Raw genomic sequence first — 19,501 nt, 5'->3', positions numbered from 1 at the left:
TGCTTATTTCTTACTTTCATAAAGTTTTTTGATTTCTAAAGCTATTTTTTTAGAAACAACTTTTTCTAATTCTTCTAAAGGAGCGTTAAAGATATTAACATATGTTTTAATGTATTTAGTAATTTAGTTTCCGCACATTTACCTAAACCTTTAATTGATTGTAAGCTGCCTTCAAAAGTAGTGATACGATTTCTATTTCTCAAATGGCTTTTAGCAAAGCGATCGACTTCAATTTGCATACTTGCCAAAAAGTTTAGTAAATCTTTATTTTTTATTTTAACTAAATTTTCTTGTAAATCAATTAAAGCTCTTGTTCTATGAAAATCATCTTTAACTAAACCAACAATTGGTATTTTAATATCTAAATCAAACAAAACTTTTTTAGCTTCATGTATTTGAGCTAAACCACCATCAACAATAATTAAATCAAAATCTTTTTTGTTGTCTGCTGAACTAAAGTATTTTTTAATTGATTCTTTCATGTATTCAACATCTGCTTCTCTAGAATAAATATCAATGTGATTAAATTTTCTGTATAAATTTTTGTTTTTTAAACCATTAGAATAAACTATAGCAACACCGACAGGATTAGAATTAGCTAAATTTGAGTTATCAAATAAAATGATATTTTTTAATGAATCAATTTTGATTAGCTTTTTAAATTCTTCAAGCATTAATAATGCATGATCATTTTTATTTTTAATTAGTAAATGTTCTTTACTAAAATACTCTTCAAGGTTTAATTGTGCTATTTCTAAAACACGTTTTTTATCACCTATTTTAGGTGTAACTATATTTAAATTTTCATCTAAATTTAAGTTTAAATTGTTAATTTTTTCTTCAACTAAAATTTCATCTGGCTTTATTTTATTTTCATAATATTTATTAAAGAATTTTTCAAGTGTTTCAATTTCATCAATGTCAATATTTAAAGCTTGATTATCTTTATTAATTAATAGACCTGAACGATAAAAAAGGATTGTCATATAAATTATGTTATCAACTGTTTTATAGGCAAATACGTCTAAATTGTGAATATCTTTTAATTCAATAATTTGTTCTTCATTAAGCTTTTTAAGATATTCTCAGGAAAGTTTTAAATCACGAGCTAATTCAAAATGTTCAGTCTCAGCTTCTTTGAACATTTTTTCTTTAATTTCATTAATATAAGAGTTATCTTTAAAACTTAAAATGGATTTAATTTTGTTGAACTTTTCTTGTCAAAATTTAGGATCATTATTTTTGATTTTTAAACCTTTTTCATAAAATGCTTCACGTTCTAATAATTTCAATATTTGAATAGAACCATAACCTATTGGAAAAGGTCCAAAGTAAAATAATTTATTAGTTTCATTCTTTTTGCCTATTTTTCTTGACAATGAAATATCTAAACCCCTGTCACTTAATTGTACTTTTAAATATGGATAACGACGGTCATCCAAAAGCAAAATATTATATTCAGGATTATATTTATCAATGTAAAGTTTTTCAAGTAATAATGCTTCTTTATTGGTTTTGCAAATAAAAACTTCGTAAGCTCTTATTTCTTCAACAAGCCTACTTGTTTTATATGAGTTAATTGCACCTTCAAAATATTGGTGCATTCTTTTGCGTAAGTTTTTTGCTTTTCCAACATAAATAACTTGATCATTTTTATCTTTTCAGAGATAAATACCAGGTGCTGTTGAAACATTTTTTAATGAAGTAATTATTTCTTCTTTAGTCATTTTTTATTCTAAAACTTTTTCTACTCAATCACAAAGAATTTCTTTTGGATAATAGTTTTCTCCTCTTTGAATGATTTTGTTATTTTTCATTATTAAAAATGTTGGAACATGTAAAATTTTTCAACGGTTATTGATTTCTCTAAATAATTGAGCTTTTTCAGCATCAACTTCTAGAAAAATAATTTCATTGTATTCTTTATATTCTTCTTCAACACTTTCAACAATTGGTTTCATAACTTTACAATCTGGACATCATGAAGTTGTAAAGGTTATAAAGTAAATATTGTTTTCGTTGTTGCTATTAGCAACCATATTTTGTACTTCATTTCATGCAACTTGTTTCATTTTTACTCCTAATTATCACTTAATATTGGACTAACTCAATCATTATCATCTTCGAAGTGATCTACTCTATCTTTTGATTTATTTGAATCATTGTTGATTACAATTGTATTAGTATCAAAAGTGAATTGGAAATTTTGTCTCTTTTCACTTTCTGGTTGTTCAAGTTTAATTTCTTTTGAAGCCAAATTATCTGCTTCAATGCTGTCTAGTTGAGCAATAAATTCTTCTTTAGTTTTTAGATCGTCATCTTTTTCAATTATTGTTTCATTTGAATCTTCAGGAATAATGAAACCTATAGTTTGCTTTTTGTTTTCAACATTTTCTTCTATTTTTTGTTCAATAGTTTGAGCTTTAACTTCTACAGGTTGACTCATTGTTTGAGTTATATTTTGAGTATTCTTTTCAGCACTCATTACAAATGTATTTTCACTTGAATCAATTAAGAATGCTATTTCTTGTTCTAAGGTTTTACTTTCTTCATTTTCGATGGTTTCTTTTACTAATTTTACTGTTTTACTATTGTTTTGGTCAATTATATTGCTTTGAGTTTGGTCTTTTTCAACATCATTTGTATCTGTTAATTCGTTGGTGTCTACTAAGAATTGTTGACTAACTTGTTCTATAGTTGGAGCAAGTTTTTCTTCCTTAGTTACTTCACTAATTACTTGATCTGCTAATAAAATATTTGTGATTTCTTTTGTTTTTTCTTCAGTAGGTTGTACTGCTTCAAATTTAGCAGTCATTTCTTTAGTTTTAGCTTTGATTTCTTCTGTATCTGATTTTTTGTTTTCTAAATCATCAATTAATAATTTTGTTGATTCTTGACTTTGAGCTTCGACCTCAATAGTTTCAACATAATTAGACATATATCTTTCTTCTGTTAAATCAAAATCTTTTGAGTATTCACTTGTTGATTCATTGCTAATGTATGTATTTGTATTATTTTTATTATGTTTATTAACTAAAAGATTTTGAGCATTGATTGCTGGCATTTTAATATCAGCTGCTGCATTTAAAGTTATTGTTGCAGAAGTTGTATTAGTTTGAGTAGTTTCAACTATTTTAAGAAATTCTTCTGCTTCAAGTTGACTAGCTGTCTTTTTAGCTTTAACATTTTCAAAGTATTTAGCTGTGAGGGTATGTTGAGCTAAAAGAGTCAAATTCTTTTTAACTAATTTTTGTAAGTATCTAAAATTAAATTTAAAGTAATCTACTTTTAAGACTTGAGCTGCATCTTTGTAGAATCTGAATAGTTCTCTAACTTGAGGTGTGTAGTAGAATAAACTATTTATTTTTTGCAAGTATTGTTCAACCATAACAATTGTTTTTTTGTGTTCGTTAATGTTTTTAAAATATTTAATTGGATTTAATGTTACAAGGAATAATCAAGCTAAGGTTCAAATTAAAAATGCACTAATTATTGCTAAATAAGGACTAAAAGTTACTACATAAAAAAGATTAAATAATGTATCAAGTAAAAAACCAATATTTAAATAAGCAACTGGATAATCAACACTTTTACCATCTAATAAATCAGCTTGATTTGTAAAAGTATAGTATCAACCTTTTAAGTAAATATTTTTAACATCAGCTGTTGAATAATATCAAATGTTTTCAACACGGAAGCTAACTAAAACCACATGATAAATTAAAACTACAAATAATAATGTTAACCAAACAAAGCTGATGATTCTTTTTCTTAAAATTCAGTAATCAACTCTTGTATAAGATTTAAACCAAGCAAAATAATGATTTTTGAATATTGAACCAAATCAACGCACCATAAGTGTTAAAAATGATCCTATTATTACAAGTGTTATTATGTCACCAAAAGCTAAGCCGAAACTATATAAATAAATTTTGCGAATAATATTTATTACTTTATTATCATTGTGAAAAAAGAGATCTTGATATTGAAACATAATAAAAGCTAAGGCAACAAAAAGCAAAATGAGAAATTTTAAAATTTCTCCTGGAATTGAATAACTAACATCGCCAACTACGTCATTTTCATTCTTTTTTTCACGAGCGAAAATTTTTAATCTTTTCCTAACACTATTAACTTCAATTTTCATAACATTAATTATATACATTTTTATATAAATATTAATATCTAATTTAGTATTTATTATTAATGTGTAACCTTTTTATTAGTAAATAAAACATTTCAATATTTCATTATTTTTAATTTTTTTAGTTTTATTAATATGGTAATTTTTTCAATAAATTGTTGCAAAAACTGTTTCATATTATTATGAAAAGAATTAAATTTTTATACATTTTATATTGTGATAATAGAAAAAAATAGAGGCAAATTATTATAAAAAAATAAACATTTTTTGTTGTAGCTATTTCTATTTCAACAACAATTTTACCAACAATAGCAATATCAACAGGATGCGCTTAGAAACCTGAAATGCCTAATATTGAAAGTGATGAAATTAAAAAAACTAAGGAATGATTGAATGGAGAAATTCAAAAGTTAAATGAATTAATTTAAATTCATCAAACTAGTGATCATGAAAACTATAAATTAATTAATGAAATTGCAAATAGTACATTAAATAATGCAAAAGCTATTCATGGTAAAAATACGGTAAAAAAGCACAAAATTACACTGAGAATTTCTCGGTGTTTTTGTTATTTTTTGTAAGCTAATAAAGCAGCTATTTCTTGATCATAAATAGGTCCATTTTCAGGAATTGGAGTTTCTAAAATTATTGGCACATTATCAAAATCTTTATCATGAACAAACTTAGCTAAAGTATCAATTCCAATAAAACCTTTATCGATATTTTCATGGCGATCTTTATGTGAATTTAAATCATTTTTTGAATCATTTAAATGAATAACTTTTATATGTTTTAGTAAATTATATTTATTAATTTCACTCTTAAATTCTTGATAATTTTTAATATTATAACCTGCATCTCAAACATGACATGTATCCAAGCAAATTTGTAATCTGTCATTTGCTAATTCATCTATTAAATAGCGTAATTGGGCAAAATTAGTACCAACTTCAGTACCCTTTCCAGACATAGTTTCAATACATATAACAACATCTTTAGTTTTAGCTAAAACTTCTTTTAAAGACTTAACTAATTGTGCGAGTGATTCTTGTAATTCATAAGTTGTATAAGCGCCTGGATGAAGTACTAAATATTTAACTCCAATATAATTCATTCTTTGAATTTCTTTAATTAAAAAATCAACTGCAAAAGCATTTTTAACCTTATCTTTACTTGAGGGATTAATAATATAAGGAGCATGAACTACAATGTCTTCTGGTTTAATTAAATTAGAATAATTAGCTTTATATTCTTCATATTTATAAACTTTTGTATCAACTCTTTTAGCATTCTGAGGAGCGCCCAAATAAATCATGGTACAGTTAGCTTTATTTTTAAGTGATTCTTTAATTGAGCCAACTAAATAATCTGGACTTTTAAAAGAAATGTGACTACCTAATTTAATCATTATTGCTTCCTTTCTTGCCCTTACTTGAAACAAAATAACGATACAAACCACCACTTTTGTAGTTAGGAGCTATTTCATCTGCAACAACTTTAAGATCACTAGTGGCATTACCCATTGCCACTAATTTTCCAACATAACCTTTAACTGAAGCATCAGCCATTGAGTCACCAATATGAATAGTATTATTTTGATTAATACCTTTTAATGCACAATAAGCAGATTCAGATAATCCTTTATTAGCATCAATAGTTGTGATTTCAACAACATAATTAGCACTAGCTAAATATGAATTGCAAATATCATCAAAATTAACTTGGAATGTTTTTAATATGTTTTTGGCGCCTGCTATATTTTTTAAAATTAAAGCAATTTTTGTAATGTTCTTGTGATTGTTAAAATTGAAGTTTTTACTTCTTTTAATACCATGCATTTTTTTAGAAAGAAACAATTTATTGATTCAATAATCAAAAGCATTATGGACATAAATTGTTTCGCCTTCTTCATCGAAAATTACATATAAAATCTTATTTTCTTCAGCAAATTTTTGAATTTTATTAGCTGTATCTTTTTTGAATGTTCTTTGTCAAACTAAATTATTATCAATATAAATTTCAGCTCCAGAAGAAGTAATAACATCCTTGATTCCTAATTGATAAATTGCTTGTTGGACTCTTTGATCACTAAAACTTCTCCCTGTTGAAAGTACCACATTAGCAAAATTTTTTAGTAATAAAATTGCACTAATATTTTTAGCACTGATTCTACTTTTTTTCCTTTGGTCGAATAAAGTCCCGTCTAAGTCTATAAAATATGTTTTTTGGTTTTTATCCATAGTTTTTGTATTATACAACAAAAAATAGTGGATATTATTTGCAAATAAAAAAGAGCCTATTTTTTATAAATAAGCTCTGAAAAATTCTTAAAATTAGTAAATTTTGGTTCTGAATACTTTGCCACTACCATCATTTTTAATAGCATAAATTTTAAGCTTCAATTCATCATCATAAAATTTATCTGATTTCTTAATATCGATAAATAAATTTGAAATAGCTTTTTCACAATAAATATTGATTTCGTCTTCTTTGATTTTTTTTGTTAATTAAAGCCTTAACTTGTTTAGCATTAAATTTATCCAAAAATGAGATATCTTTAAAACGTCCAACTAATTCAGGTCTAAATTTTTGAATCATTTTTTCTTGTTCTTTTTGGCTATTTTTATCTTTGTTATTTGAATAATTATCTTGACTAACATTACTTTGAAAAATTAAAATTAATTTACTACAGTCATATCCAACATTTATATAATTGATAAATTTGCATTCATCTAAAATATTTAAAAAATGTTTTTAATTTTGTCATTTTAGAGTGAACCCCAAATTCCAGACTTTTTGGAAAGGGGCTCATTTTTATTCAATTTAAATTTAAAAAAATAACAAATTTTAAAATCAATATTGAAAATAAAATGGAAGATAAAGATTTATTAATTAAACAATTAAAGGAAGAAAATAAAATACTTAAATTGGAAAACGCGATAGCAAAAAAAGTGAGCGTTTTGGTTCAATTGAAAGACTCACTAACAAAGAAAAATTCCAAATAATAATTGAACTAAGGCGAGAATTTAAAAAGTTATTTTTCTATTAAATTAATATTAGAAAAAGTCAATTTTTTATGAGATATTAAAATCACAAAATAAACCTGACAAAGATGAAAATTTGAAAAAGATTATATTTGACTTATTTAACTATAATAAAGGACTATACGGTTATAGACGTATTACTTTTGCATTAAGAAATAAAGGAATAATGATTAATCATAAAAAGGTTCAAAAATTAATAAAATCATTAAATCTTTTTGGCAAAACATTAAGAAAAAAATAAGTATTCTTCATTCATAGGCAATACTCACAAAAAAACATTCCAAACTTGCTTTTAGATAAAGAAAATATCGCAAAATATTTCTTCAGATACAAAAAAATTTTTTTAGTGATAAATATTTGAAAATACTAGGAATAGATGTTACTGAATTTAAATTAAAAAATGATGAAAAAGCATATTTTTTCGTGTGGTTGATTTTAAAAGTTGAGAGATTTTAGGTTATTCGATTTCTAAATCAACTAACTTAAGAATGGCGGGTAAAATGTTGGAAAACGTAGAAGAGAATTGACATAGCTTAAACAATGTATTATTGCATTCTTATCAAGGATGACAATATACTCATGAAGAGTATATAAATTATTTGAAAAAGAAACAAACAATTCAAAGCTTGTTAAGAAAAGGAAATTGTTTAGACAATAGTCCCGCTGAATGTTTATTTAGTGTTGTAAAAAGAGAATTTTGATTTGGGGAAGAAAATAAATTTAAAACCGCTTTAGAAGAATATATTTCATATTATAATAATGACAGAATTGTTAATAAATTAAAAGGACTTAGCCCTGTTCAATACAGGAATAAGTCCAAACATAATTAAAAGTCCAATATTTAAGGTTCATACCAACTTTGTTCTTGCTTTTAATAACTTTGTTTCTAGTTATGAATTGTATTGAAAAAGATTGGAAAAATTTGAAGCAAATCTAGAATTTTATAACAATTTTTCAGATTGTTTAAACTTTATAGATAGCTTAACAAATGTTTTTCCAAAAGATAACACTTTTTACAAAAAAACCTATTTTACAGTTAATAACGACAATTTGTTCTATATGCAAAACTCAAATCTTTATAAAATAATTTTAAATAAAAGACATCTTGAAAATATGAATACTTGACATGAAAATAATAAATTAAATTTCTTAATTAATAGAATGAAAAACATAATGCTTTATCTAGTTAATAATAAATTAACCACTTACAATTCACAGTATATTTTTAGAGAAAAAGACAAACGCTATATCTTTGAAAAAAGCTCCCTAAATGAAATATTAAATAAAAATTTAAATGCAAACACAGGTCAAATTATAACCTGAATCGACTTCAATAACCCATTATTAATTGAAAAAGAAACTGCTAATTCTTTTGACTTTTTAGTATTTGATAATAATGGAAATATCTTAAAAAATAATGATTACTTTTTACAAAATCTTGAATATGATAAATTAATAATTTCTATATCAAAAAATAATTTAATAAATAATAAAAAAATACAAATCATTGTTGAATTTTTAAATAAAGAAAAATACATCAAAGGTGTTTTTCGAACTAATTACAATTTTGATGACTCTGATTATGAATATCATTTTGTTATTTCTAGATCAAAATCTGATTTTCTGCTTTTGGCTAATATTGACCACAATAATAATGATTCTAAAAAACTTATAAATTCCTTTAATGAAATGCTTGATTTAAATATTGAAAACAAACTCCAATTTTTTATAGATGAATTTAGAAAAACAACAGATGATAAAATACTAAAATTTGTAGTTATCAAAAAAATGAGTAAGAAAAAAAATTCTTAAAAATTGACAAAGATGACTATCAATTTATTTTGAATGAATACAAATTTGAAGAAACTCAAGAAACATTTAAAGACAAAATGCAAGACATAAAAAGCTTGCTTTCAAACATTGAAAAGAAATATAATTAAAAGTAAAAGAACTATAAAATAGCATTTTTAGTTTTTTGTTGTTTTTTTCATGATTATTTTTATTTTAAGTCAAAAATTTTATATATTACAAATGAATATTAATACTTAATATATAATTTATATTATGAACTTAAAACAAAAAATAATTTTATATTCTTTAATAGCAGTTGCTGGCGTTTTCCTAGCTGTAGGGTCAGTAATTTTGTATTTTACTCGTTCAGATATTTATAGCAGCATTTTTGGAATTTTTGGCATATGTCTTTCATTAATAATCGTTGGATTATTTGGAATTTTATCTGTTAAAAGTTTTTTATCAACTCAAGCTATAGTAAAAAAATCTTTTAACAGTTTCATTGATGAAATCATTAGTCATAATGCAATTGGAGTGCTTATTTTTGACAGTGAAGGCCAAATTCTTTGAACAAGTAAATTTATTAAAAACCGTTTTGGTAGAAAATGAGTCGGATCAAAATTAACTGATTTTTTCAAGAAATTTAATATTAATTTTGATTCTAATAACATTTCTTTTGATTTTAATTACAAAGATTTTTCATATACAGTAAATATTTGACCACTTGAAAATTGTTTAAGTATTAAGGACAATACTCTTGAACAAAGAACTCTTCAATTATATGAAGATGAATTAACAGTTTTAGGTGAAATTGAAATTGATAACTATCAGCTTTATCAATCAATTCTTTCTGAAGAACAACTTTATAATGTAACTAAAGAAGTTGTTACAGTATTAGATAACTTAGTGTGTGATTACAACTTAGTTTATCGTCAATATAATACAAACGGTAAATTTCTTATTGTAACTAACAAGCAAGCTTTAGATAAAATGAGTCAAGTAAACTTTAAGTTTTTTGATGATTTACATAAAACACTAAAAAGTCAAAACATTATTATTTCAGTTTCTGCAGGTTTTGCATATGGAACAAAAAACTTATGAGAAAAAATGGAACAAGCTAAAAATGCTTTATTACAAGCTCAAAGTCGTGGTGGTGACCAAGTAGCTATTTTCTCAAGAAATAATTTACCTCGTTACTTTGGTTCAACAAGTGAAATCTTGCCAAATATCAACCGTGCAAGAATCAAAGCACTTGCTAATTGAATTGAAAAGAAACTTTTAGATCCAAAAATTAAAAGAGTTATTGCTTATGGTCATGCACATGCAGACTTGGATGCAATCGGTTCAGCTTTAGGAGTTTATGCTATAGCTAAAACATTTGATAAAGAAGCTTACATTTGCACAATGACTCAAGATGTTACAACTAAAAAAGCAATTGCTAAATACTTTGGTGAAGATAATCCAATTTTCATTAAAGCTCATCAAGCTAACACATTGACTGATGAAAATACACTTGTATTTTTAGTTGATAACTCAGCTCCAAATAGGACTGATAATCCAAAATGTGTTGAAAAAGCTAAAAACACAAATATCTTTATTTTAGACCACCATAGATTAAATTCTTCAGTTGACTTTTGTTCAAAAATTAATCGCCACATTGAGCCTTCAGCTTCAAGTGCTAGTGAAATAGTAACTGAATTAATGATGTTTTTAGAAAAGCAAGTTAAAGTTAAAAAGAACATTGCTCAAATGTTATTAAATGGTATTTATCTTGACACCTTACAATTTCAAAAACATGTTACTTCAAGAACATTTGAAGCAGCAAGTTGACTTAAAAATAGAGGCGCAGATTCAACTGAAAGTTCTAATTCATTAAAAATTGATGCAACCACTTATGAAAAAGTTGATCAAGTATTAAAAAACTTAGAAGAAGTAAAACCAGGATTCTATTTAGCTTACAAAGATATTCCACTTTCGAATGATGTTATTTCTATAGCAGCTGAAGAAATTCTTAGAATTAGTGGTCGTAAAGCAAGTTTTGTTGTAGCTAAAAGTGAAGACAAAAAATCATATAAATTAAGTGCCAGAGGTATTGATACAAATGTTCAAATTATTTGCGAAGCTGTTGGTGGAGGTGGACACTTTGGGACAGCAGCTGCAGTTTCAAAAGAAGACTTGTTGACATTTGTAGATAATATTAAACAAGCGATAGTGAGTGTGAAAAATGAAAGTAATATTGATTAAAGATTGTGATAAAGGTAAAGCCAATACAATTATTGAAGTTTCAGCTGGTTATGGTAATAACTTCTTAATTGCAAAAGGTTTTGCAGTTGTCTATAATGACAAGACTAAAAAAGAGCTTGAACAAAGACTTAGTGAGCTTACTAAAAATGAAATGGAAAAACGTTCAGAAGCTCTTGAACTTAAAGATCAAATTGAAAAATTAACTTTAAAATATACTTTAGATGCGCATATTGACAATAATGGAAATTTAATTGCTCATGGTGCTGTATCAACCAAAGATATTGTTAAAGATTTAGTCCAAAATGGCTATAAATTAGATAAATACGCAGTTCAAAAAGTTCATTTAGTATCTAATGGATTGCATGATATAGATGTTATTTTATATAAAGATATCATTGCAAAATTGAAAGTAGAAGTGATAATTAATGCCAAATAATAATCCAAGTAATGCACCAATAAATACATCTCGTCATATTAACTCTAGATATGAGGAGTCTCTTTTAGGCTTAATCTTAACAGACAACAAAAACGCACCTAAAATTGTGCCTTACTTACTTGAAGAAGACTTTGCAATTTTAGAAAATCAAAGACTTTTCTCTGTTTTTAAAGAACTATTTGAAAACAACATTTCGATTAATGAAGAAAACATTTTTACTGTTGCTAAAAAAAGAAACTTTGTTCAAATAACACCTTTATATTTATCTAAACTTTATCATACTGCTGGTTTCTCATCTAATATTCAAACTTACTTAGAAGAATTAGTTAAGTTAACAAAATTACGTTTAATTGAATCACGTTTAGCTTTAGTTCAAAGAAGACTTGATGTTGAAAAAGCAATCAATGAAAAAGATGTTATTTCAGATTTACAAAACCTATTACTTGACATTGATCGTAGTCAAGTTAGTGCAGACTTTTTAACAGCCAAAGAAGTTAGCGATGAATACTTTAAAGATTTAGAAAATCGCCACTCAAGAGATCTAAATGAATTAAATGGACTAGCAACAGGTTACGACAATTTAGACCAAATTACTCAAGGTCTACATGGTGGTGAATTAATTATTATTGCTGCTCGTCCAGCAATGGGTAAAACTGCTTTTGCTCTTAATATTGCTTCAAATGTTGCTAAAAGAAAAAACAGAAGAGCTGTCTTCTTTACGCTTGAAATGTCATCAAACCAACTTATGGGTAGAATTTATAGCTTGAACACAAATGTGCCACTTCAAAAACTAAAACAACCTCAAACAATTACAGATAATGAATTTCTTTTAATCAACAGTTTAAAACAAGATGTAATTGACAAAATGAACTTATTTATAGATGAATCAGTAAATAATGAATTAAATACACTGCTTTGAAAATGTCGTCGTTTACACAAAGTTAGTCCAATTGATTTAATTGTTATTGACTACTTACAATTGATTTCATCAGACTCAAATAGAAGAAATGAAAGTCGGCAAAATGAAATAGCTAAAATTAGCCGTTCATTAAAAACATTAGCCTTAGAATTAAATGTTCCAATTATTGCACTAAGCCAACTTTCCCGTGAAGTTGAAAAACGTGAAGACAAAAGACCTATTATGTCTGACTTACGTGAATCAGGTAACATTGAACAAGATGCCGATATTGTTATGTTCTTATATCGTGAAAATTATTATAAAAAACAAGTCTCACAAGAAACCAAAGATCTCTTTGGAGATATTGGAGAAAAAATAGATATCATTATTGCAAAACACAGAAATGGACCAACAGGAATTTTTCCATTATGATTCAAAATGTCATGTGGTCGTTTCATTAATTTTGAAAATGAACAAATTGCCGTCTCAAGTGATGATGACGAAGAAGAGGAATAATCATGGACCCGAAACTGAAATTAGGATTAAGCATATTCGGACTAGTTATTTTGTTAATAGCTAGCGGAATTTTTAGTGCCAGTGAAACTGCTTATACATCCTTAAATGTTGGCAAAATTGAAACAATGGTTGGCAATAAAGAATTTGGCCACAAAATAATCAAAAAACAACATACATTTTTCAACCAAACTTTAAGTACTATTTTAATATGCAACAATATAGTTAATATTGCTGCTTCGGCCTTAACATCCTGACTCTTATCAACTTACTTAGGTAAAAAATTCGAATCATATAACGTTTTAATTTCAACTGCTGTAATGACTCCAATAATTGTTTTATTTGGAGAAATTACACCTAAATTAATAGCCAAAAGTAAACCTGAAGCGACAGTTAAAGTTTTCTGCTACTTGTTAATTATTTTATATTACTTGTTTTGACCAATTACCTATCCAATAAGCAAGATTGGTAAAAAAATCTATATAACAAATACAGAAAATGATGTTAAAAATATTATTGATATTGCGCAAAACGAAGGCGTTTTAGAGGCTAATGAAAGCATCATGGCTCAAAATGCTTTAGACTTAGATAGTACCAAAGTTAAAAAACACTACATAAGATTAAAAGATGTATCTATAATTGATGCTAATGCTAATATTCAAGAAGCATTTGAAATTTTTAAAGATACAAACTATAGCCGTATTCCTGTTAAAAAAGATGAAAATTTAATTGGCATTTTACACTTAAAAGATGTCTTCTTTTTACAAAAAGGTAAAGTTATAAACTATTTTAAAACTGTGCCTACTATTAGTGCTAATGCTTCTCTTTCTTCGGCTCTAGAAAAAATGAGGTACCAAAGAGCTCAAATGGCTTTTGTTACACCAAATAACAACTCAAGTGAAATAATTGGAATTATTACAATTGAAGACATTATTGAAGAAATTGTTGGCGAAATTTATGATGAATTTGATGATGAAGAATTAAAAGACATTTTTGAAATTAGTCTTGAACACTTCCATGTCTCAGCTTCTTTAACAATGAAAGAATTAATTAAAAAACTAGAAATAGAATTAGATCTTGAAGAAGAAGAAAATGAATTAACACTTCATAAATGATTAGAAAAAAGACTCGGCCACAAACTTTATAAAAATACAAAATATGAATACAATGATGTTTACTTTAAAGTTATAGACTTAGGAACTAACAGATTCAAAAATGTCCGTGTAGATATTGAATTAGGTAATAAAGCAGACATTTTAAATACTGATGAAACCTTAACTGATAATGAAAAAAATTAATAAAGCAGCTTACTTGCTGTTTTTATTTTTTCTATTAAAATCAACTGGCTAAAATTAGTAAAAAAATTGCTTTGATTTTTTAAATTTATTAATATAATAAAAACGCAATACATAAAGACAGTAACAGCGAAAGCTTAATTCGTTACCGAGTGTAGAATTACTTTTTTTCTATCACATTATTATTGTCCCGTGTTGCATATTAAATTATGAAAGGGGGATACTCATGCAAAAAAGACATGAATCTGCTTTTAGATTAGTTAAAAAAGATACAGTTAAAGAAATTCAAAATAAACTTGAATCTTCACAAGCTCTTGTTATAGCTGAATATCGTGGATTAAGTGTTGCTGAATTGACTTCATTACGTCAAGAAGCTAAAAAAGAAGGTATTGACATTAAAGTTTACAAAAACCGTCTTTTCAAAATAGCTGCTAAAAATCATGGCATTAATGATTTAGATCAACACTTAGTAGGACCAAACATTTTTGCTTTTGGTACAACCGATGCTCTAATTGCTGCAAAAGTTTTAGTTAAATTCTCTAAAGAAAACAAACTTTTGGTTCCTAAAGCTGGTATTTTTGAAGGCAAAGTTATCGATGCTAAAGGTGTTCAAGAAGTTGCTTCATTACCAAACTATGAAGAAGCTCTTACAATTCTTGCTCGTTCACTTATGTCACCATTACAACAACTCTCTCTTTCTCTAAAAATGTTTAGTGAAAAAGAAGAAAACAAATAATTTTACGAAAGGAAATTAATCATGGCAAAATTAACAAAAGAATCATTCATTTCATCATTAAAAGAAATGTCAATTAAAGAAGTTATGGAATTAGTTGAAGCAATGAAAGAAGAATTTGGAATTGACCCATCAGCTGTTGCTGTTGCTGCTGCTCCTGCTGCAGCTGCAGCTGCTGAAGGTCCTTCAGTAGTTACAGTTTCAATTACTTCAGACAATGGTAAAAAATTACCTATTGTTAAAGCAGTTAAAGAATTATTAAACTTAGCTTTAATGGATGCAAACAAATTAGTTTCAAACCTTCCAGCTGTTGTTAAAGAAAACATCAAACCAGATGAAGCAGAAGCTATCAAAGCTAAACTTGTTGAAGCTGGTGCTACAGTTGAAGTTAAATAATTTCATACTTAATTAATAATATTTGAGCCTTTTTATAAGGCTCTTTTATTTTTATTTAGCAAACTTTTAAAAAGTAAATTAAATTTTCTTACTTTAGATGTTTCATTAGTTTTAATATCTTGTACCTGAATTTCAATATTCAGATTTCCAAGTAAATCAATAGGTATTATATTTTGAACCACAATTCTAAAAGTTATAAAAGTGAGAACCATCCAAGTTTAAAAAACTTAATTCAAAATTAATAATATCTTCCTAAAAAAGGATAAAAAAACAAAGAACAAAATTGTTCCTTGCTTATTATTATGATTATTATTTTGCTTCAGCTTCTCTTGCTGCTCTTCTTTTATCTCTTGCTTCTTCAAGTTGTAATTTGTGAAGTCTTTTAGCTGCACGTTCTTTGTTTTTTGCTCTAACAATTTTACGCATAAGATGTTCCTCCTTAGTGTATTAAAATCAAAAATATAAGTGTATTTATTTTACATTATTTTTTAATTTTGAAATAATTTATTTCATTAATTTTTTGATAGCTTCAACTTTGTCTAATTTTTCTCAAGGGAGATCTAAATCTTCACGACCAAAGTGTCCAAAGTATGAGGTTTGTTGATAAATAGGTCTTCTTAAATTTAAACTTTCAATAATGTGTTTTGGACGTAAGTCAAAAAGTTTATGAACAATTGAAACAATTTTATCCTTTGCGATTTTTTCTGTACCAAAAGTTTCAACTAAAATTGAAACAGGTTCAGCAACACCAATAGCATAAGAAACTTGTAATTCAATTTTATCTGCACAACCTGCAGCAACTAAATTTTTAGTTACATAACGACATGCGTAAGCTGCTGATCTATCAACCTTAGTCGCATCCTTACCACTAAAAGCTCCGCCACCATGACGAGCTGCTCCACCGTAAGTATCTACTATGATTTTACGACCTGTTAAGCCAGTGTCTCCAATAGGTCCGCCTATAACAAAACGCCCTGTAGGATTGATTAAAATTTTAACAGGCAATTTTAACGAATAGTCCTGTAAAACAGGCTCAAAGATATTCTTTACAATATATTCTTTAAATTCTTTTTCATTAAAGTTTTCTTCATGTTGACATGAAAATAAAATAGTATCAACTTTAATTCTTTTACTATCTGTATAGTCTAAAGTCACTTGACTTTTCATATCACTTTTAGCATATTTAAATAGGCCTCGTTCTCTTAATTTATCAGCACGTTTAACAATTTCATGAGCTAATGTAATAGCTAAAGGCATATAGTTTCTTGTTTCATTTGTTGCATAACCAAACATAATTCCTTGGTCACCTGCACCAATTTCTTCATTGGCTCTAATAACACCTTGACTTATATCTGTACTTTGTTTTTTAACATCAAGATGGAATCTTAAATGATCTGAATATTGACCCGCTTTCTTTAATACATTAACCGCAATCTGCTTATGATCAACATTTGCTTTTGAGCTTGCTTCACCTGCAATAATTAGCATATTACCTGTAGCCATAGTTTCAATAGCACAACGAGAATAAGGATCTTTTCTTAAATATTCATCTAAAATTGCATCGCTAATTTGATCACAAATTTTATCAGGATGCCCTTGTCCAACTGATTCGCTTGTGAATAAAATTTGTTTATTTAAGTTCATAAAAAACCTCCACTTTTGTTGCATAAAAAGTTAGAGGTTATTAGCTCAATAATTAAACATGTTAGTTTAGTTAATAAACCCTCACTGTCCACCTTACAAATGCAGGTTGGCATGCGTCAAAGCCAGCTAGCTCAGCAACTCTTTATGCTTTATATTTATTATTTTGAAGCCTATTTTTGGCTTCTAATTAATATAAGAATACACTAAAATAAATTAAATTCAATTAAAAAAAATTATTTTTTATAAAATTAGTTAAGAGGTATACAAAATGCTTGAAACTTTTAATCAAGAAGCTCAAAAATATCACACAGAAGAAGTTAAATTAAGAAGAGATTTGTCTTGAAGTTCTCTTTTTGCTTTTATTTCTTTATTAGTAGCTTTTACTATTACTGTAACTTTTTTGAGTTTAGCATTAAAGAATTATGATTACTATTTAAGTGGTTTAAATTATTGATATAATTTTTTTGTTTATATTGCAACTAGTTCAATAATTTCATTAATTACGCTTATTTTAGCTTGTTATTTTTGAATTAAATTTGATCGTAAAGGCGTTTCAAAATATAACATTATTGCTTCATGTTTAATGGCTTTTATCTTTTATTTGTGCATCTTTATTATGCCAATTTACAAAGGTTTAGAGTATAAATATGACAATAATATAATGAAGCAAACTAAAGATTTAGCGGCGACTGCAGCAGCATTTTGTATGATAGTTGTAATTGTTTATTTAAGTATTACAGTTGAATCATTTCTAATCTTGAAAAAGTTAATAAAATTCCCTGAAGTAACAGCTGAAATTTATTATATGACTTTTCTTTTTCATAATGATCGTACAATGTTCAAAAATTATTTTGAAAGTGAAAAAATTAATCTAGATCCAAGAATTAAAAAAGAAATTATGGACATAGTTTCTAATGAATCAAAAGCCAAAGGAATAAAGATCATTTTTAGATAATGGTCTTTTTTATTTTTGGCTGTTTTATAGGCTTATAAAGCAAAATTATTCACAAAGCATTTTATATGGAATTACAAAAATTTTATCTTCTCTTTGATATGCCTTTTGAGCTGTCCCACTAATTATTATTAATCATTTAGGTACTTTTTTGTACATTTTTTCCCTATTGATTTTAGCTAATTTTTGTTCTTCTTCCATTTCTTTTTTAAACCTAAGTAAGCCTGTAGCTGTTTGCTCTTCATAACTATTACTTAATTTAATTTTAATGGCTGCAAAGTCTCCATTTTTAAGTTGCAAAATACAGTCTACCTCATTTGACCATTTATCTCTATAATGTAAAATATTTCAATTAAATAATTGACCATAAACGCGCAAGTCTCTAATAACTAATGATTCAAAAAAGACACCTAACATGTTTGGATTATCAACAAGAAATTTGGGTGTTAAGCCTAAAATGTTTATTGGAATAGAAGAATCAATAAATCTTAATTTTGCAGTATTTAAAACTTTTTTACTTGACAAATAATTTGGAATATATGATTCTTGTTTTTCAATAATAAATAATTTTGAAACAATATTCAAATAATCATCAATTGTTCTTGTATCAATTTTAGCAACATTATTTATATAATTTGCAATAGCACTTAATTTGATTGTTTGACCTTCATTTCTTGCTAGTGATTTAAGAAATAAATTGTATTTGTCAAAGTCTATTTTTCTAGCTTTAAAATATTATTCATCAAGATTCATTATATTGTTAATATAGTAATCAAATCAAATTTGAACTAGAGCATTTGAGTTATTGTTAATTAAAGAAGGTCATCCATCTTTTCAAGCAATTTGGGCAATGTCTTGATATGTAAAAGGAGTATTTAAAGTTTTAGTTTCAAGTTTACTTTCATTTAGTAATTTTGAAAGCGAAGCTTCTTTAGTACTTAAATTCATTTTACTTAAAGAAAGAGTATACATATTTAACATTCCGATACGATCAACGTTAGAGTGTTGTATCTTGTCTCAGTTACTTAGTATTGATCCAGTTAAAATATATTCTTCTAACACTAATTTCATTGACTACAGCATTTCAAATTTCTGGTCTAATTTGTCACTCATCTATAAGTCGAGGTGTTTTTCCTTGAAGGGTATTGTTTAAATCAAATACATAGTCTAAATTGTTTTTTAGTATGTTTATTTGACTTTTAGTAAAATTAGTTCCTGTTCATGTTTTGCCACAATATTTAGGGCCAACCAAAAATATTCCTCCAATAACTTCTAAGGAATCTTTTATTTTTTGGTCAACAAGTCTAGGCAAATATTGCTTTTTTCAAAAAGTTTATCTGTCATAACTTACTCCTTTTATTAATCAAATTATTCATAATTCTGGAAAAATATACATTTTAGATTATTCTAA

General features: G+C 26.3%; 17 protein-coding genes and 2 pseudogenes. 9 read left to right on the top strand and 10 right to left on the bottom strand.

Going from position 1 to position 19,501, the window contains the following annotated elements; all coding sequences use genetic code 4:
• Positions 1 to 3: 3 nt before the first annotated feature.
• The 6 genes and pseudogenes from uvrC to MBIO_RS05205 form a co-directional block, all read right to left on the bottom strand.
• A pseudogene (gene uvrC, locus MBIO_RS00585) lies at positions 4 to 1,727 on the bottom strand (excinuclease ABC subunit UvrC).
• Positions 1,728 to 1,730: 3 nt separating this feature from the next.
• Complete coding sequence (locus tag MBIO_RS00580) at positions 1,731 to 2,072, bottom strand: thioredoxin family protein (protein ID WP_013354880.1); 342 nt, start codon at positions 2,070 to 2,072, stop codon at positions 1,731 to 1,733.
• Between the two features lie 8 nt (positions 2,073 to 2,080).
• Positions 2,081 to 4,147, bottom strand: a complete 2,067-nt coding sequence (locus MBIO_RS00575; protein ID WP_013527060.1) for a hypothetical protein — start codon at positions 4,145 to 4,147, stop codon at positions 2,081 to 2,083.
• A 565-nt stretch (positions 4,148 to 4,712) separates the two neighbouring features.
• On the bottom strand, positions 4,713 to 5,552 hold the full coding sequence (locus tag MBIO_RS00570) for a deoxyribonuclease IV (protein ID WP_013527058.1): 840 nt from the start codon (positions 5,550 to 5,552) through the stop codon (positions 4,713 to 4,715).
• Positions 5,545 to 6,384 (bottom strand): HAD-IIB family hydrolase, encoded by an 840-nt coding sequence (locus tag MBIO_RS00565; RefSeq protein ID WP_041594172.1) that lies wholly within the window; start codon positions 6,382 to 6,384, stop codon positions 5,545 to 5,547. Before MBIO_RS00565 ends, MBIO_RS00570 begins: the two co-directional genes overlap by 8 nt.
• A gap of 190 nt (positions 6,385 to 6,574) precedes the next feature.
• Positions 6,575 to 6,880, bottom strand: a complete 306-nt coding sequence (locus tag MBIO_RS05205; RefSeq protein ID WP_081451056.1) for an AAA family ATPase — start codon at positions 6,878 to 6,880, stop codon at positions 6,575 to 6,577.
• 98 nt (positions 6,881 to 6,978) lie between these two features.
• Here MBIO_RS05205 and MBIO_RS05200 point away from each other — a divergent pair.
• The 8 genes and pseudogenes from MBIO_RS05200 to rplL form a co-directional block, all read left to right on the top strand.
• Positions 6,979 to 8,018, top strand: a pseudogene (locus MBIO_RS05200) (IS3 family transposase); the annotation flags it as partial.
• 82 nt (positions 8,019 to 8,100) lie between these two features.
• On the top strand, positions 8,101 to 9,000 hold the full coding sequence (locus tag MBIO_RS00550; protein ID WP_013527052.1) for a hypothetical protein: 900 nt from the start codon (positions 8,101 to 8,103) through the stop codon (positions 8,998 to 9,000).
• Positions 9,001 to 9,252: 252 nt separating this feature from the next.
• Positions 9,253 to 11,223 (top strand): GGDEF domain-containing protein, encoded by a 1,971-nt coding sequence (locus MBIO_RS00545; protein ID WP_013527050.1) that lies wholly within the window; start codon positions 9,253 to 9,255, stop codon positions 11,221 to 11,223.
• Positions 11,204 to 11,659 carry a 50S ribosomal protein L9 gene (gene rplI / locus MBIO_RS00540; RefSeq protein ID WP_013527049.1) on the top strand — a complete coding sequence of 152 codons (456 nt, stop codon included), beginning with the start codon at positions 11,204 to 11,206 and terminating at the stop codon, positions 11,657 to 11,659. Before MBIO_RS00545 ends, rplI begins: the two co-directional genes overlap by 20 nt.
• Complete coding sequence (gene dnaB, locus MBIO_RS00535) at positions 11,649 to 13,073, top strand: replicative DNA helicase (protein ID WP_013527048.1); 1,425 nt, start codon at positions 11,649 to 11,651, stop codon at positions 13,071 to 13,073. The genes rplI and dnaB overlap by 11 nt, the downstream gene beginning before the upstream one ends.
• 2 nt (positions 13,074 to 13,075) lie before the next feature.
• Complete coding sequence (locus MBIO_RS00530; protein ID WP_013354869.1) at positions 13,076 to 14,368, top strand: CNNM domain-containing protein; 1,293 nt, start codon at positions 13,076 to 13,078, stop codon at positions 14,366 to 14,368.
• Between the two features lie 223 nt (positions 14,369 to 14,591).
• Positions 14,592 to 15,101, top strand: a complete 510-nt coding sequence (gene rplJ, locus MBIO_RS00525; protein ID WP_013527046.1) for a 50S ribosomal protein L10 — start codon at positions 14,592 to 14,594, stop codon at positions 15,099 to 15,101.
• 21 nt (positions 15,102 to 15,122) lie between these two features.
• Positions 15,123 to 15,494, top strand: a complete 372-nt coding sequence (rplL, locus tag MBIO_RS00520) for a 50S ribosomal protein L7/L12 (protein ID WP_013354867.1) — start codon at positions 15,123 to 15,125, stop codon at positions 15,492 to 15,494.
• 504 nt (positions 15,495 to 15,998) lie between these two features.
• Here the strand turns inward: rplL and metK are convergent.
• Positions 15,999 to 17,138 (bottom strand): methionine adenosyltransferase, encoded by a 1,140-nt coding sequence (metK, locus tag MBIO_RS00505; RefSeq protein WP_013527043.1) that lies wholly within the window; start codon positions 17,136 to 17,138, stop codon positions 15,999 to 16,001.
• Positions 17,139 to 17,406: 268 nt separating this feature from the next.
• Here metK and MBIO_RS00500 point away from each other — a divergent pair, with 268 nt between their 5' ends.
• Complete coding sequence (locus tag MBIO_RS00500) at positions 17,407 to 18,093, top strand: hypothetical protein (RefSeq protein WP_013527042.1); 687 nt, start codon at positions 17,407 to 17,409, stop codon at positions 18,091 to 18,093.
• 45 nt (positions 18,094 to 18,138) lie between these two features.
• Here the strand turns inward: MBIO_RS00500 and MBIO_RS00495 are convergent, their stop codons facing one another.
• From MBIO_RS00495 to MBIO_RS00485, 3 genes are read right to left on the bottom strand one after another with little or no spacing between them, the layout of a single operon-like run.
• The gene (locus MBIO_RS00495; RefSeq protein ID WP_015510688.1) at positions 18,139 to 18,807 is read right to left on the bottom strand and encodes a DUF4143 domain-containing protein; all 669 of its coding nucleotides are present in this window, start codon (positions 18,805 to 18,807) and stop codon (positions 18,139 to 18,141) included.
• Positions 18,808 to 18,825: 18 nt separating this feature from the next.
• A complete protein-coding gene (locus MBIO_RS00490) occupies positions 18,826 to 19,161 on the bottom strand; it encodes an ATP-binding protein (protein ID WP_015510687.1) in 336 nt (111 codons plus the stop codon).
• Positions 19,112 to 19,402 carry an ATPase AAA gene (locus tag MBIO_RS00485; RefSeq protein WP_013527040.1) on the bottom strand — a complete coding sequence of 97 codons (291 nt, stop codon included), beginning with the start codon at positions 19,400 to 19,402 and terminating at the stop codon, positions 19,112 to 19,114. The genes MBIO_RS00490 and MBIO_RS00485 overlap by 50 nt, the downstream gene beginning before the upstream one ends.
• Between the last annotated feature and the right edge of the window lie 99 nt (positions 19,403 to 19,501).

Source organism: Mycoplasmopsis fermentans PG18 (genome assembly GCF_000209735.1).
Lineage (GTDB): Bacteria > Bacillota_I > Bacilli_A > Mycoplasmatales > Metamycoplasmataceae > Mycoplasmopsis > Mycoplasmopsis fermentans.
The sequence above is the reverse complement of the archived record's forward strand: the minus strand, read 5'-3'. Positions and strand labels throughout refer to the sequence as shown.